Annotated in this window: 15 protein-coding genes; 10 read left to right on the top strand and 5 right to left on the bottom strand. The window is 30.4% G+C overall.

The genetic code is table 11. The features are described from left to right. The 5 genes from ABDX67_RS00565 (at position 1) to ABDX67_RS00585 (ending at position 5308) form a co-directional block, all read left to right on the top strand. The gene (locus ABDX67_RS00565; protein ID WP_347172724.1) at positions 1-1032 is read left to right on the top strand and encodes a VWA domain-containing protein; all 1032 of its coding nucleotides are present in this window, start codon (positions 1-3) and stop codon (positions 1030-1032) included. Positions 1033-1042: 10 nt separating this feature from the next. Beyond that, on the top strand, positions 1043-1882 hold the full coding sequence (locus ABDX67_RS00570; protein ID WP_347172726.1) for a tetratricopeptide repeat protein: 840 nt from the start codon (positions 1043-1045) through the stop codon (positions 1880-1882). A 49-nt stretch (positions 1883-1931) separates the two neighbouring features. Then, positions 1932-3689 carry a BatD family protein gene (locus ABDX67_RS00575; protein ID WP_347172727.1) on the top strand — a complete coding sequence of 586 codons (1758 nt, stop codon included), beginning with the start codon at positions 1932-1934 and terminating at the stop codon, positions 3687-3689. A 3-nt stretch (positions 3690-3692) separates the two neighbouring features. Further along, positions 3693-4454: a tetratricopeptide repeat protein gene (locus ABDX67_RS00580; RefSeq protein WP_347172729.1), complete on the top strand. Its 762-nt coding sequence runs from the start codon at positions 3693-3695 to the stop codon at positions 4452-4454. A gap of 227 nt (positions 4455-4681) precedes the next feature. Next, a complete protein-coding gene (locus ABDX67_RS00585) occupies positions 4682-5308 on the top strand; it encodes a carbonic anhydrase (RefSeq protein ID WP_347172730.1) in 627 nt (208 codons plus the stop codon). Positions 5309-5318: 10 nt separating this feature from the next. Here the strand turns inward: ABDX67_RS00585 and ABDX67_RS00590 are convergent, their stop codons facing one another. Next, a complete protein-coding gene (locus ABDX67_RS00590) occupies positions 5319-5849 on the bottom strand; it encodes a CvpA family protein (RefSeq protein ID WP_347172731.1) in 531 nt (176 codons plus the stop codon). Positions 5850-5939: 90 nt separating this feature from the next. Here ABDX67_RS00590 and ABDX67_RS00595 point away from each other — a divergent pair, with 90 nt between their 5' ends. After that, a complete protein-coding gene (locus ABDX67_RS00595) occupies positions 5940-6296 on the top strand; it encodes a hypothetical protein (RefSeq protein ID WP_347172733.1) in 357 nt (118 codons plus the stop codon). Here ABDX67_RS00595 and ABDX67_RS00600 read toward each other — a convergent pair. Further along, a complete protein-coding gene (locus tag ABDX67_RS00600; protein ID WP_347172734.1) occupies positions 6289-7083 on the bottom strand; it encodes an SDR family oxidoreductase in 795 nt (264 codons plus the stop codon). The two genes, ABDX67_RS00595 and ABDX67_RS00600, sit on opposite strands and share 8 nt — an antisense overlap. Positions 7084-7176: 93 nt before the next feature. On the opposite strand from ABDX67_RS00600, the gene ABDX67_RS00605 reads away from it, so the two are divergent. After that, on the top strand, positions 7177-8508 hold the full coding sequence (locus ABDX67_RS00605; RefSeq protein ID WP_347172735.1) for a redoxin domain-containing protein: 1332 nt from the start codon (positions 7177-7179) through the stop codon (positions 8506-8508). Between the two features lie 3 nt (positions 8509-8511). Here ABDX67_RS00605 and ABDX67_RS00610 read toward each other — a convergent pair whose 3' ends face one another. Next, positions 8512-8871, bottom strand: coding sequence for a YraN family protein (locus ABDX67_RS00610; RefSeq protein WP_347172737.1), 360 nt, complete (start codon positions 8869-8871; stop codon positions 8512-8514). Positions 8872-8874: 3 nt separating this feature from the next. Continuing rightward, positions 8875-9882 (bottom strand): S66 peptidase family protein, encoded by a 1008-nt coding sequence (locus ABDX67_RS00615; protein ID WP_347172739.1) that lies wholly within the window; start codon positions 9880-9882, stop codon positions 8875-8877. Between the two features lie 130 nt (positions 9883-10012). Between ABDX67_RS00615 and metG the strand changes: the two genes are divergently transcribed. Continuing rightward, positions 10013-12067, top strand: a complete 2055-nt coding sequence (gene metG, locus ABDX67_RS00620; protein ID WP_347172740.1) for a methionine--tRNA ligase — start codon at positions 10013-10015, stop codon at positions 12065-12067. Here the strand turns inward: metG and ABDX67_RS00625 are convergent. After that, the gene (locus tag ABDX67_RS00625; protein WP_347172742.1) at positions 12064-13626 is read right to left on the bottom strand and encodes a hypothetical protein; all 1563 of its coding nucleotides are present in this window, start codon (positions 13624-13626) and stop codon (positions 12064-12066) included. The two genes, metG and ABDX67_RS00625, sit on opposite strands and share 4 nt — an antisense overlap. Positions 13627-13755: 129 nt before the next feature. Between ABDX67_RS00625 and ABDX67_RS00630 the strand changes: the two genes are divergently transcribed. Together ABDX67_RS00630 and leuC are read left to right on the top strand one after the other, a co-directional pair. Beyond that, positions 13756-14931, top strand: coding sequence for a 2-isopropylmalate synthase (locus ABDX67_RS00630; protein WP_347172743.1), 1176 nt, complete (start codon positions 13756-13758; stop codon positions 14929-14931). Beyond that, positions 14931-16322: a 3-isopropylmalate dehydratase large subunit gene (gene leuC / locus ABDX67_RS00635; RefSeq protein ID WP_347172745.1), complete on the top strand. Its 1392-nt coding sequence runs from the start codon at positions 14931-14933 to the stop codon at positions 16320-16322. Before ABDX67_RS00630 ends, leuC begins: the two co-directional genes overlap by 1 nt. Positions 16323-16325 lie beyond the last annotated feature (3 nt).

A 16325-nucleotide genomic window follows, 5' to 3' on the forward strand; every position in this document is an offset into this window, starting at 1 on the left:
ATGTATCAAATAGAAGAACCAATATATTTTTATTATCTAGCAATTATTCCGGCAATAATTGTAGTATTTCTATTGGCTTTTTGGTGGAAAAAAAGAACTCAGAAAAAATTTACAGATCGTGTTTTATTAGAAAAATTAGCTCCAAATACATCTACTTTTAAATCCGTTTTAAAGTTGGTTTTTTTAGTAATTGGTTTTGGTTTTCTAATTATTTCTTTGGTAAACCCTAAAATGGGAACCAAATTAAAAACAGTAAAACGAGAAGGTGTAGATGTTGTTTTTGCGTTGGATGTTTCTAAAAGTATGTTGGCAGAAGACATTGCGCCAAACAGATTAGAAAAAGCAAAACAAATTATTTCTAAAATTATTGATAAATTAGGAAGCGATAGAGTTGGTATTATTATTTATGCAGGAAATTCGTATCCGCTTTTACCAATAACAACAGATCATGCGGCTGCAAAAATGTTTTTACAAAATGCAAATCCAGATATGGTTTCTAGTCAAGGAACAGCCATCAACGAAGCATTAAATTTGGCAAAAACCTATTATAATAATGATGAACAAACCAATCGTTTTTTAATTATTATTTCTGACGGAGAAGATCATCAAGAAGACACAAAACAAGTTGCCCAAAACATGTCTAAAGAAGGTATAAAAGTATATACAATTGGTGTTGGAACAGAAAAAGGTGGCCCAATTCCGATGAAAGTTAGCGGTTCTTTAATTGGTTATAAAAAACACAAAGGAGAAACGGTAATTACTAAAAGAATGCCAGAAATGTTAGAAGCAATTGCAAATGCAGCTAGCGGAAGATATATTGATGGAAACAAAACCGAAAAACCAGTTGATTTTATTGAAGAACTAATTGCAAATGCACAAAAAAACGAATTTGAAACCAAACAATTTTCAGATTATAAAGACCAATTTCAGTGGTTTATTGGGCTTGGAATTTTCTTTTTGTTAATTGATGTTTTCTTTTTAGACAAGAAAACAAAATGGGTTAAAAAAATCGATTTATTTAACGAGCACTAAATACAAAATTATGAAAGTACATTATTCATTTTTACTGTTTCTGATGTTTTTTACATCACTTTTAACCGCTCAAGAAGTTAAAGATTCTATCGCTTTACAAAGAGAAGCAAGAAGTTTGTTAAGAGAAGGAAACGAATTATATCAGCAAGAAAAATACACAGACGCAAGTGTGTTATTTAAAAAAGCTTTAGAAAAAAGCTCGACTTATAAAAAGGCGAGTTATAATTTAGGGAACGCTTTATATCAACAAAAAAACTTTAAAGAAGCCGTGCCGCAATACGAAGTTTCTGCAAAAAGTGCTGAAGACAAATATACAAAAGCTGAGTCTTTTCATAATATTGGGAATGCTGCGATGGAGCAAAAACAATATCAACAAGCGGTAGATGCTTATAAAAATGCATTGAGAAACAATCCGAATGATGATGAAACTCGTTATAATTTAGCCGTTGCTAAAGAATTGTTGAAAAAAGAAAACGAGAAAAATAAAGATAAAAAAGACGACAAGAAGGACGATAAGAAAAAGGATAACAAAGACAAAAAAGATAATAAAGATAAAAAAGGCGACAAAGATAAAAACGACGATAAAGGAGATCAAAAGAAAGACGATAAGAAGGACGACAAAAAGAACGATAAAAAAGACGGAGATAAGGACAAAGATCAAAAAGATAAGAAAAATCCAAACGATCAAAAAAATAATCCGCAAAATCCTAAGCCAAAAAAGGGAAATATGACACCTCAACAAATTAAACAATTGTTAGAAAGTTTAAACAACGAGGAAAAGAAAACCCAAAAGAAAATGAATGTTAAAAAATCTAAAGGAACTAAAGTTAAGCAAGAAAAAGATTGGTAATTTCTGTTTTAATTTTTTTTAAAAGATATTATTTTTGACGATCAAAAAAATGAAAAACAAAAGTATTTACATTGTTCTATTTCTGAGTTTTATAGCTCAATCTATTTTTGCTCAAGTAGCCTTTAAAACTACTGTGAGCAAAAGTAAATTAGGTGTTAATGAACGCTTTAGAATTGTATTTTCTATTAACAAACAAGGAGCGGATAATTTTTCGCCGCCAAGTTTTAAAGATTTTAAAGTTGTTGCTGGTCCAAGTCAATCTGTAAATCAATCTTGGATAAACGGAGATGTAAGCTTTTCGCAATCGTACACGTATATTGTTGAACCAAAAGCTGTTGGAACGTTTTTAATTTCTGGAGCAACAATTCAATTAAACGGAAAAACTCTGACGTCGAATTCGGTAAAAATGAATATTCTAAAAGCAGTAGATGTTCCTCCAAATCCAAACGATCCAAATTATATTGCGCAACAAAACGTGCATTTAGTTGCAGAAGTTTCTAAAACGCAACCTTATGTTGGCGAAGGAATTTATGTAGAATATAAATTATATGTAAGCGAAAATATTAGTGTTAAAGATTTTTCTGTAACAGACACACCACAATATATTGGTTTTTGGAATCAAGATATAACAATTAATAATTTACAGATTAAAAGCGGAATTTATAACGGAGAAAACTACAGATATGTAGTGCTAAAAAAAGCATTGTTAATTCCTACTAAATCTGGTAAATTATTGATTGAACCAATGAAAATGGATATCTTAATTGGTGTGCCAACTGGAAGAGGAGATTTCTTTGGAAACCCGATTACTAGAAATATTACAAAAGTATTTTCATCAGCAAAAAGAGATATTAACGTAAAACAATTGCCGTTAGAAAATAAACCTGAAAACTTTAATGGTGCAGTTGGAGAATTTGATTTTGCAATAACTTCTAGTAAAAATGATTTAAAAGCAAACGAATCTTCACAAATAAAAGTTGCTGTAACCGGAAAAGGAAATTTAAAATTATTTGAACTTCCTGAAATTGAAACTCCAAAAGAGTTAGAAATTTACACACCAGAACACAAAGAGGCTATCAGAACTACGTTAAGCGGAATTCAAGGTTCTGTGTACAATTTATATACCGTTGTACCACAGTTTAAAGGAAAATATAAGATTCCTAAAGTATCGTTTTCATATTTTAATCCATCAGAAAAAAAATACAAAACCATTACAACAGAAGACCTGTTTGTTAATGTTTTAGAAGGAAAAGAAATTGTAAATACAACAAATACTATTGTTAAAAAAGATGTTGCCGTAACTGGAGCAAATTTTAGATATATTCAAACTAAAAGTAATTTTGAACCATCACAAAAAGTAGATTTCTTTAAATCAACTTGGTTTTATTTGTTGCTTTTACTACCGTTAATTGCAATTCCGATTGGAATTATAATTTACAATCTTTCATCAAAAAGAAATAATGATCTTGTTGGTGTAAAACAACGAAAAGCTGATAGATTAGCAAGAAAATATTTATCCGTTGCAAAGAAACAATTAGGTAATAAAGAAAAGTTTTATATCGCTTTAGAAAAAGCGTTACACAATTATTTAAAAGCAAAATTACAAATAGAAACTTCTGATATTAGCAGAGATAATATTATAGAAATTCTAAATTCTAAGCATATAGATAAGGTTACAATTAATGCCTTTATTGATGTATTAAATAATTGTGATATTGCTCGTTATACGCCAATTACTGTGGTAATGATGAATGATGATTTTGAAAAATCGATAAAAGTAATAACCGCATTAGACAAACAATTATAACAGATGAAAAAACTATTTTTCTTTTTATGTATGCTGTCTTCAACAATTTTTGTTGCGCAAACAAGCACAAAAATATTGTTTGATAATGCGAATCTTTTATACAAAGAAGGCAAGTTTGAAGAAGCAATAAAAATCTATCAAGAAATAGAAGCAAAAGATTCTATTTCTTCTACTTTATATTACAATTTGGGTAATTCTTATTACAAATTAAATAAAGTTGCTAGTACAATTTACAATTACGAAAAAGCATTATTATTAGATCCACTAAATAAAGATGCAGCAAACAATTTAGAGTTTGCAAAAAGAATGACAATTGATAATATTGAAGAACTTCCTAAAACATTTTTACAACGATTAGAAATTAATTATTTACAAAAACTATCATACAATCAATGGGCAATGTTAACAATTGTGTTTTCGTTTTTAGCTGCTACATTATTTCTGTTTTTTTACTTTTCAACGATTTCTAACAAAAAAAGAATTTACTTCTTAACCAGTATTTTATCTTTTCTCTTACTGATTATTTCGATGTTTACAACGTATCATCAATATCAAAAAGCAATCAACACAAAATATGCAATTGTGTTTTCAGCTAAAACATCTGTTAATAATGCCCCAACTTTAAATTCTGATGTCGTTTTTGAATTGCATGAAGGAACAAAAATTAGTGTTTTGGATGCCTTAGATAATTGGAAAAAAATAAAATTAGCTGATGGAAAAATTGGCTGGATTTCTTCCGATGACATTAAAATGTTAACTGAGTAATTCAGTTTATTTATTTTCTAAAAACGCTTCATCAACCATAATAATAAAAATTAAACTTCACTATTTTTTACTCTAAACTTGAAAAAAAATAGAAAAATAAAACAACTTTTAGGTTTTATTTGTAAACTTGCTTACGCTATCAGCAAACATAATTAAGATAGCAAAAAGTAATTCGAGCTTAATTATAAAAGATAAAAAATTACAAAACTTCTTGAAAACTAAATAATATGAATTTAAAAAACGTATTTAAAAATAATAAAGAGTGGATTAAAAATAAAATAACATCTAACCCAAACTACTTTGATGAGTTAGGTAAAGGTCAAGGTCCAGAATTATTATATATAGGTTGTTCAGACAGTAGAGTTACTGCAGAAGACTTAATGGGTTTAGGTCCTGGAGAAGTTTTTGTGCATAGAAATATTGCTAATATGATTACTGGTACAGACTTAAATGCAATGTCTGTGGTAGAATATGCTGTTGTACACTTAAAAGTAAAAGACATTGTAGTTTGTGGTCATTATGCATGTGGAGGTGTAAAAGCGGCAATGCAACCTGAAGATTTAGGAATTCTAAATCCGTGGTTACGTAACATTAGAGATGTGTATAGAATTCATAGAGACGAGTTAAACAGTATTACTTGTGAAGATGAAAAATACGATAAACTAGTAGAGTTAAACGTACAAGAACAATGTATAAATTTAATTAAAACAGCAGCAGTTCAAAAAGCAATTAGAGAAAGAGGTTTAAAAGTTCACGGTTGGGTTTTTGATATTCATTCTGGAAAATTAATCGATTTAGAAATTGATTTTAATACTATTTTAGAATCTATCAGAGAAATATATCGATTAGATTAATTAATATTTTTTATTCTACTTCTTTTATAATAGTATCAATTACATCTTCGTCAACTCCGTCTTCTTTTATTATTGATGGAAAAATTGTAGGCGCAATGCTTTTTACTGGTTTGTATAAAATAGATTCTTCTAGAGTTTCTTTATCTACAAAAGTAATTGAAGAGTTCATTCTATCAAAAAAGATAAAAATAATACTTAAAACCAATCCTATTTTTACCAAACCAAAAACACCGCCAAATATTTTATTTACCATTCCTAATGCGGCTAAATCTGCAAGTTTTGTTAAAAATTTTCCTATCAAACTAACAACTACAATTATCAAAATAAAAGTAATTGCAAATGCTGCTAAAGAAATTTGTTTTTCTGACCACGAAACACTTTCTTTTAAAAAATCTCCAATAAAATAAGAGAAATGAATTGAACCCCAAACACCGCCAATTAAAGCAACTAGCGAAGCAACTTCTATAAATAGACCTTTCATTAAACCTCTAACAAATCCAAATAATAAGAATACGGTAATTACAATATCAAAAACATTCATGCAGCACTATTTTGTTTATCTGCGCTAACTTACTAAAAAAGAACCAAAATATTATAGATAGTATGTATCTTTGTTGCTTATCTTGAGTTTATGACAGAAATTACTTCTTTAAAAGAAAAATGGAACTTGTTAGTTGTTAATTTATCAGCTCAATTTGCTGATGGAGATCCTTTAGATATTGATGCAATTATTTATTTAATTGGCATTCAAGAATTGGGACAAGGCCACCGAAAATTTAAAAAAGACGAAAAAATAAACTTAATGCATATTGCAATTTGCAAATTGTTAGAACCTTATGGTTATTACGAATTTGAGTTTTTTGACGACGATGGTTGGCCACATTATAAAGCAAAAACAGAGTTGCCTAATTTAAAACCTGGCGAACAATCTGTATTGATGAAAGAAGCAATTGTTTCTTATTTTGAAGGATTAGATTTTTTTAAGTAACAGATAATTTTCGAATCATAACCGATAGTAATTTCGGAAAAAAACGTTTTGTATAAACGCCTAGTTTTTCTTTAAATCCGGCAATATAAACTTCTTCTTTTTTAGCAAATATAGCTTTTACCATCATTTTTGCAAATCTATTCGGATCAATTCCGTTTTGTGTTGCAACATCCATTTTATTTTGTGCAGTTCCATTGCCAGTTAAGGCATTTATAGAAACATTGGTGTTTACAAATCCAGGGCAAACCAACGTAACTGAAATATTATTTTTATGATTTTCTGCTCGTAAACTATCAAAAAAACCATGCAAGGCATGTTTAGAAGCTGCATAACTTGAACGTAAAGGAGTTCCTATTTTACCAACAATACTTGTCGTTACAACAAATTGTCCGTTTTTATTTTCAATAAAATGAGGCAATAATGCTTTTGATAACGCAACAGTTCCTAAATAATTTATGTCCATAATTCGTTTATCAACAGCAATTGTGGTTTCGCTTGCTAATGATCGTTGACTAATTCCGCCATTATTTACTAAAATATCAATTCTTCCAAACCAATTTATTGCTTCAGTAACTTTTGTTGCTAAACTCACATATTCTTCTAAATCTAGCGGTAAAATTTTAATTGTATCTGAGTTTTCACATTCTTCTTTTACAGCCAATAATTTTTCTTCGTTTCTTGCTGATAAAATTAATTTTGCATCTAATTTAGAGAGCTGTATTGCCAATGCTTTCCCGATTCCAGATGATGCTCCGGTAATCCAAACAACTTTATTTGTGAAATTCATGTTAATAATTTTAAAGCAATGTAATTATTTTAAGTTATAAATAGTAATTTTGGAACGCTTCTTGAAACTTATCAAGAAATTAAATCCTATTTAATGAAAAAATTATTTTTACTACTCGCACTCATTTCATTTAGTTTACAAGCTCAATTTAAAATTAGTGGAGAAATGAATCCGCCTGGAAAATATACTTGGGTTATTTTATATAAAATTGAAGGTGCAAGACAAGTATTTGTAAAAAGTGGTAAAGTTGCAAATGGAAAATTTTCTTTTGAGTTACCGGCAGATGCAAAACCTGGAGCTTATAGAGTAAATTACAAAACAGAAGGAAGGGGATTTGCAGATTTCTTATTCAACAAAGAAGATGTTGCTTTTACTTTTAATCCAGAAAAAGCAGAAGAAACCATTCGTTTTTCTAAATCTACCGAAAATAAATTATACCAAGAATACATTACAATTGTTTCTTCTCAACAATATAAAACCGATTCTTTACAAATTGCTTATTTAAAAGATCCACAAGCTAAAACAGCTAGTTTATACAAAACTCAATTAGCAAAAATTGCTGCTTTACAAAAGCAATATTTAGCAAAATCTAAAGGTAAAATGGTGTATCATTTTATCAAAGCTACCAACAGACATAATAGTTCGGTTATTGCAAAAGATCCGCAAGTGTATTTAAAATCTATTAATGATCACTTTTTTGACACGATAGATTTTGACAATCAAGCGCTTTATAATTCTACTTTTTTGGTTGATAGAATTACAGATTATGTGTTTTACATGAACTATTCTGATGATCCAGCAAAACAAAAAGAATTATATAAAACAGCTGTAAAAGTGGTTTTATCAAAAACTAAAAATCAAACATTTAAAAAAGATCTTATTGAGTTTTTAATAACGCAATTTGTAAATGCTAATAATATTGAATTTGCAGATTATGTATTGAATTCTTACTATAAAAAACTTCCCACAAGTCTTCAAAGTACCGAGTTTACAGTTAATTATTTAGAACGAACAGCTGTAGGAATTGGAAGAATTGCGCCAGAAATTACTTGGAATACTAGTGGTAAAAACTATAAACTTTCTACCATTAACGAAGCAAATAATTATGTATTGGTTTTTTGGAGTACAGGTTGTGGGCATTGTTTAAGAGAAGTTCCGCAATTATATGAATTTACAAAAGACATTAAAAACTCAAAAGTAATTGCTTTTGGAATGGAAGACAACGATAGCGACTGGAAAAAACACACTAAAAAATATACCAATTGGCATAATGTTCTGGGTTTAAAAAAATGGGAAAATACAATTGCAAGAAAATATCAAATTTATGCTACGCCAACTTATATTGTGCTGGATAAAAACAAGAAAATTATAGCAAAACCAGAAACTCTAGAAGAACTTAAACAAATTATTAAGTATATAGAATAAGACTTAAAAAAATAGAAAAGCGTCTTTTAAATGTTCTATTTGAAAGGCGTTTTTTTGTTTTACAATTGCAATAATATCAAACCTAACTTCTACATCTAAATCGTTTTCTACCACAAAATTATCCATCGCAGAAACTAGTAATTTTATTTTTTTAGGATTGATAAAATCCTGTGGATTTCCAAAGTCAGAAGTAGAGCGTGTCTTTACTTCTACCGCAGCTAAAATGTCTTCTTTTTGGACAATAATATCAACTTCTGCTTTTAAAAAACGATAATTACGCGCAATAATTTTATAGTTATTTTGCACCAAATAATCAACCGCTAATTGTTCTCCTTTTTCACCAAGTATATTATGTTCTGCCATTTTTTATTCATCAAAAACCAAGGTAGAAATTCCTTCTTTAGTAACAATCATTTCTACAGTTCTTCCAAGAATTAACGATCTATTATCTGGTTCGTGTCCTGCAGGAAAATTAAACAATACAGGAAAATCATAATCAGCAACAACATCTAAAATTAATTGCTCCATAGAACTTCCCCATTTTAAAGAGTTTGTTTTTATCTTAGAAATATCTCCAACAATAATTCCTTTGCAATTATCAAAAAAACCTGCACGTTTTAAACTTTGCAACATTCTATCCATACTGTATTTATACTCGCCAACCTCTTCTATAAATAAAATTTTACCATCGGCATTCATTTCACTTTCTGATCCTAACATCGATGCCAATAAAGAAAGATTTCCGCCAATCAATTCTCCTTTTCCAGCTCCTTCTATATTCTCTTTAACAGAAACCAAACTGTAACTTAATTGCTCTCCAAAAATTGATTTTTTAAACGACTTTAACGTTTCTACAATCTTTTCAGCATCATCACCTAAACTTGTTCCCATCATTGCATGAATCGTTTCGTAACCCAATACATTTAAATGAGAATGTAAAGCGGTAATATCAGAATAACCGATTACCCACTTTGGACTTTCTATAAATTTTGTATAATCTAATCTATCTAAAATTCTGACTGTTCCGTAACCGCCTCTACCAGCCCAAATTGCTTTTATATTCGGATTGTCCATTGCTGTTTGAAAATCTTCTGCTCTTTCTTCATCAGTTGCAGAAAAATGACCTGCAGTATCAAACAAATGTTTTCCGTAAACAACATGTAAACCCCAACTTTCTGCCAATTCTTTTGCTTTATCTATAACATCTTTTCGGTTTGTTAAGATTCCTGCAGGAGCAACAATTGCAATTGTATCACCTTTTTGTAAATATGGTGGTGTAATTAAATTAGTTTTTGTGTTTTCTTGTGCATGTGTTTGATTGTTCGTAATAACAAACGAGAATAATACAATCAATAAAAGTTTTGTTGCTTTCATAAAAAAATGATTTTTGTAAATGTATCTATTTTTGACGGCTTAAAAAAATGAGTTTTCGTTGCTTTTCCGTACTTTTGCATTTCAAAAATCTGTCCAAAACAGGTTTTTAAATAAAATCAAAACGATAGAAATGAATACTCCAAAAAGATATACAATTACTGCTGCCTTACCTTATACAAACGGACCTGTACATATTGGTCATTTGGCAGGTGTTTATGTTCCTGCAGATATTTATGCACGTTATTTACGTTTAAAAGGCGAAGATGTTGTTTTTGTTTGTGGATCTGATGAACATGGAGTGCCAATTACTATCAAAGCAAAAAATGAAGGAATTACACCGCAAGAAGTAGTTGATAAATACCATAAAATCATTAAAAATTCATTTGCTGAATTCGGAATTTCTTTTGATAATTATTCAAGAACTTCGGCGGAGATTCATCATAAAACGGCTTCAGATTTCTTTACCAAATTGTACAATGATGGTGAATTTATTGAAGAAATTACAGAACAATTGTATGATGCTGAAGCAAATCAGTATTTAGCAGACCGATTTGTGGTTGGAACTTGTCCAAAATGTGGCAATGAAGAAAGTTATGGCGATCAATGTGAAAGTTGTGGAACAAGTCATAATGCCACCGATTTAATCAACCCAAAATCTTCAATTACAGGAAATGTTCCTACGTTAAAAGAAACAAAACACTGGTTTTTACCGTTGGATAAACACGAAGCATTTTTAAAAGAATGGATTTTAGAAAGCCATAAAAACGATTGGAAACCAAATGTATTAGGACAAGTAAAATCTTGGATTGATGATGGTTTACGACCAAGAGCTGTAACCCGTGATTTAGATTGGGGAATACCTGTTCCGGTTGAAAGCGCAGACGGAAAAGTATTATATGTTTGGTTTGATGCGCCGATTGGATACATTTCTGCAACCAAAGAATGGGCACAGCAAAACAATCAAGATTGGGAGCCATATTGGAAAGATAAAGACACCAAGTTGGTTCATTTTATAGGAAAAGATAATATTGTTTTTCACTGTATTATTTTTCCAGCCATGTTAAAAGCACACGGCGATTATATTTTACCAGAAAATGTGCCTGCAAACGAGTTTTTAAATTTAGAAGGCAATAAATTATCAACGTCTAAAAATTGGGCGGTTTGGTTGCACGAATATTTAATTGACTTTCCAGAAAAACAAGATGTATTGCGTTACGCATTAACCGCAACGGCGCCAGAAACAAAAGACAACGATTTTACTTGGAAAGATTTTCAAGCAAGAAACAACAACGAATTGGTTGCCATTTTTGGCAATTTCATCAATCGTGTCGTTGTTTTAACAAATAAATATTACAACGGACAGGTGCCACCTGCAGGAGAATTTTCTGAAGTTGATGAAGAAACATTGGCTGCTTTAAAAGAATTTCCGAATGTAATTTCTAGATCCATTGAACGTTATCGTTTTAGAGAAGCATCACAAGAATTGATGAATTTAGCACGTTTAGGAAACAAATATTTGGCTGATGAAGAACCTTGGAAAGTAATTAAAATTGATGAAGAACGTGTAAAAACAATAATGAATGTTGCTTTGCAAATTGCAGCTGGTTTAGCCGTTTTATCAGAACCTTTTTTACCATTTACATCAACAAAATTAAAAGGAATTTTAAATATTAATGAAACATTAACTTGGAATAATGTTTCAGAAAATGATGTATTGTTAAATGCAAATCATCAAATCAATAAAGCAGAGCTGTTGTTTGCTAAAATTGAAGACAAAGAAATTACAGCGCAATTAAACAAATTACAAGCTACAAAAACAGCAAACGAAAACGCTAAAAAAACAGTAGAACCACAAAAAGAAACCATCGAATTTGACGATTTTACCAAATTAGACATTCGTGTTGGAACTATTTTAGAAGCAACAAAAGTTCCGAAAACTAAAAAATTATTGCAACTAAAAGTAGATGTTGGCATCGATGTAAGAACCATCGTTTCTGGAATTGCAGAAAGTTTTAATCCAGAAGATATTATTGGACAACAAGTTACTGTTTTGTGCAATTTAGCACCAAGAACATTGCGTGGAGTTGAAAGTCAAGGTATGATTTTAATGACGGATACACCAGACGGAAAATTGGCTTTTGTAGAACCAGCTGAGAAAATTAAAAATGGTGGGCAAATAAGTTAACGACTTAAAGTTGTTGCTTTTTCTCGTATAATTTCTCCGATTAGTTTATTTTCAATTTTGCTTTCTAACCAAGATAAAATATCTAAATATAGAAAAGCTCTTTTTTCATACGGGTGATTTTCGAACTTCTGTAAACGCGCATAAATTTTCTTAAATTCATTTTTAATTTGATGCGGATATACATCACTTAAAGCTTTTATAGAAACAATAAATTCTTTTTGAACCGCTTGTAGATTTTGCATTTTCAACAAGAATTTGTAGGTATCCTTAAACTGTCTTTCTAAATGATAATCCATGCCACACTCGAAATGTGCAATCAAATTTAAAACTCTTGCAAAACACTGTAAATCTTCTGCAGCTTGTAAATTTTTAGAATCTATAATCTTAGTTAAATAGGTGATGCATTTTCTGTTTTCGCCCATTCCAAAATACAAACAAGCAATTTTGTAATATAAAATTACAATATGATGATCGTCTAATCTAGTTGTGTATTTTTTAATCTTTTGTTCTATTTCTTTTACCAAATATTCTCCTTCGTTAAAAGTGCCTTCTAAGAAATGTAAATGCAATTGATTGGCAGTATAATATTGAAAAATTAACAACTCTGTATTGCTATTTATCGGGATTTGCTCTTGTTTAATTTCTTCTTTAAAATAATTGAGTTCTTCTTTAAACTTCGAATAGTGTTTTAGAAAAAAAAGCGATTCTAATAAGTAGTTTTTTCCTTTTAAATAAAACACGGGATGTTGAGAAATTATTTTTTTATTTCCTTTAAACAATTGCATCCATTTGTGTGCATATTTATAGCACATTAAAAAATCTTGCAGCAAAAAACTTTTCCAAACATAGGCTTTATATAACCATAATTTTTCTCTAAATCCAAGTGTATTCATATCAAATTCTGGCATTCGAGCATTAAAATATGAAATCACTTTTTCAAATTCTTCATCGTTTTTTGCCGGCCCAGATTTTAATAAAATACTATATAACTGTAAAGATAAATTAGACAATTTACTTGTAATTACATTTTGCTGACTTAACTCTTTTGCTTGTTCTGAAAGTTCATCGGCTCTAGTACTAATACTTCTTGTAATGTATTGTGTTTCAATTACTTTTTCGAGTTCAACAATTTCATAAGCAATGTTTTTTTCTTCGTTTTCGATCGCCATTGATTTGGCTTTTTCCAACAATTTTAAACTCTGTTTGTACAGTCCTTTTTGATATAAAACGGTTGCAAAATCTAATTGCTCTCTTATTTGAATTCTGATATTTTGATGCAACGGATTTAAGCGTAAACTAATTAAGATTTGACGATATAAATGAGCTTTTAAATTTGATAATTGCAATTTTGTTACAATTCCGCTTTCTAAAATTTGTTGTTCATCATAGTTTTTTAATTTTTCTAAAAACTTAAATAATGAAAAAAATTTAGCATCGGTATTTCCGCCTAATCGTCCAACATATAAATTGAATTGTCTTTTTTCTGATTTAGACAACGATTTAATCAATACAAATAATGCATCGTTATTATTATTGACCAACGTAGATGGTTTTCTCATAGTATTCTGATTGTCAGAATTTTATTTGTTAAATAATACATTTAAACATCGTAAAGAATGCGTAAGAATACCCTTACTTAGAAAACCCAATATATAAATTTGAATTAGATAAAAAAACTATTAGTAATCATGCAAGATCATAAAGTCCAAATTTTTGATACAACTCTTCGAGATGGCGAACAAGTTCCGGGTTGTAAATTAGACACAAAACAAAAATTGGTTATTGCCGAACGATTGGATGTCTTAGGCGTAAATGTTATCGAAGCGGGCTTTCCTGTTTCTAGTCCGGGCGATTTTAATTCGGTTTCAGAAATTGCTAAAATTGTAAAAAATGCTACAGTTTGCGGATTAACAAGAGCCGTAAAAAAAGATATTGAAGTTGCAGCAGAAGCATTAAAATATGCAAAAAAACCAAGAATTCACACAGGAATTGGCACTAGTGATTCTCATATAAAATTCAAATTTAATGCTACTAGAGAAAAAGTTATTGAACGTGCAGTTAATGCTGTTTCTTATGCAAAATCTTTTGTAAATGATGTAGAGTTTTACGCAGAAGATGCTGGGAGAACTGATAACGCTTTTCTAGCGAAAATCTGTGAAGAAGCAATTAAAGCTGGAGCAACAGTTTTAAATATTCCTGATACAACTGGTTATTGTTTGCCAGAAGAATATGGAGCAAAAATGAAATACTTACGTGAAAACGTAAAAGGAATCGAGAATGTAATTCTTTCATGTCATTGTCATAACGATTTAGGAATGGCAACAGCAAACTCAATTGCTGGCGTAATTAATGGCGCTCGTCAAATAGAATGTACCATCAACGGAATTGGAGAACGCGCAGGGAATACAGCTTTAGAAGAAGTAGTAATGGTATTGAAACAACATCCATATTTGAATTTAGAAACCGATATCAACACAAAACTATTATACGATACAAGTTTATTAGTTCGAGAAAGTATGGGAATGCCTGTACAACCAAACAAAGCAGTTGTTGGCGCAAATGCTTTTGCACATAGCTCTGGAATTCATCAAGACGGCGTTATAAAAAACAGAGAAACCTATGAAATTATGAATCCTGAGGATGTTGGAGTCACAGAAAGTGCCATTGTATTAACAGCAAGAAGCGGAAGAGCAGCGTTGGCATACAGAGCTAAAAAAGTTGGTTACGAACTAACAAAAGTTCAGTTAGATAAAGCCTACAATTTCTTTTTACAAATTGCTGATAGACAAAAAGAAATTCATGATAATGATATTCATTTAATCATGAAAAGTGTAGATACATTTTCTAAAATAGCAATTGCCTAATGGGAAAAACATTATTTGATAAAGTTTGGGATGCACACGTTGTAGATACCATTGAAAATGGTCCACAAATTTTATATATCGATAAACACTTAATTCATGAAGTTACAAGTCCGCAAGCTTTTAACGAATTAGAACAACGCGGAATTCCAATTGCAAGACCTGATAAAATTGTGGCAACGGCAGATCATAATACACCTACCGAAAATCAACATTTGCCAATTAAAGATGCTCTTTCTAGAAAACAACTAGAGCAATTGTCTGAAAATTGTAAAAAAAACAACATTCCGTTGTATGATTTAGGTCATAAAAACAACGGAATTGTACATGTTATTGCTCCCGAATTAGGAATTACGCAACCAGGCATGACGATGGTTTGTGGCGACTCTCACACTTCAACTCATGGCGCTTTTGGAACGATTGCATTCGGAATTGGTACAAGTCAGGTTTCACAAGTTTTTGCAAGTCAATGTTTGTTGTTAGAAAAACCAAAAAGTTTACGAGTAAATGTAAATGGAACATTAAAAAAGGGGGTTTTACCAAAAGATGTGATTCTTTACATCATTGCAAAACTAGGCACCAATTCTGGAACAGGATATTTCTGTGAATACGCAGGAAATGTCTTTGAAGAAATGACGATGGAAGGAAGAATGACAGTTTGTAATATGAGCATTGAAATGGGTGCAAGAGGCGGAATGATTGCTCCAGATGAAACTACTTTTGAATATGTAAAAGGAAAAGAATTTACTCCGACAGGAGATGAATTTGATAAAAAAGTTGCCTATTGGAAAACATTAGCAACCGATGAAACTGCTGTTTTTGATCAAGAATATTGGTTGGATGCTGCTGATATTGAGCCGATGATTACCTACGGAACAAACCCAGGAATGGGAATAAAAATCACAGAAAATATTCCGAGTTTTAATGATGCTTCATTTGAAAAATCATTGGAATACATGAACTTTAAAAAAGGAGAATCTTTACTCAACAAAAAAATAAACTATGTCTTTATTGGAAGTTGTACCAATTCTAGAATTGAAGATTTTAGAATTGCAGCAAACTATGTAAAAGGCAAACAAAAAGCAGCCAATGTGAATGCTTGGTTGGTTCCAGGATCGCAAAGAGTTGCGAAACAAATTGCAGAAGAAGGTTTACAAACAATTTTTGAACAAGCTGGTTTTTCCCTAAGACAACCAGGTTGTTCAGCTTGTTTGGCAATGAATGATGATAAAATTCCGGAAGGAGAATATTGTGTTTCTACATCCAACAGAAATTTTGAAGGAAGACAAGGACAAGGTTCTAGAACTATTTTGGCAAGTCCGCTAATTGCTGCCGCCACTGCTGTTGAAGGAAAAATTATTGACATTACTAAACAGTTTGAAAACACATTATAAATT

Origin of the sequence: Polaribacter uvawellassae, assembly GCF_039748955.1 — a bacterium.
GTDB lineage: Bacteria > Bacteroidota > Bacteroidia > Flavobacteriales > Flavobacteriaceae > Polaribacter > Polaribacter uvawellassae.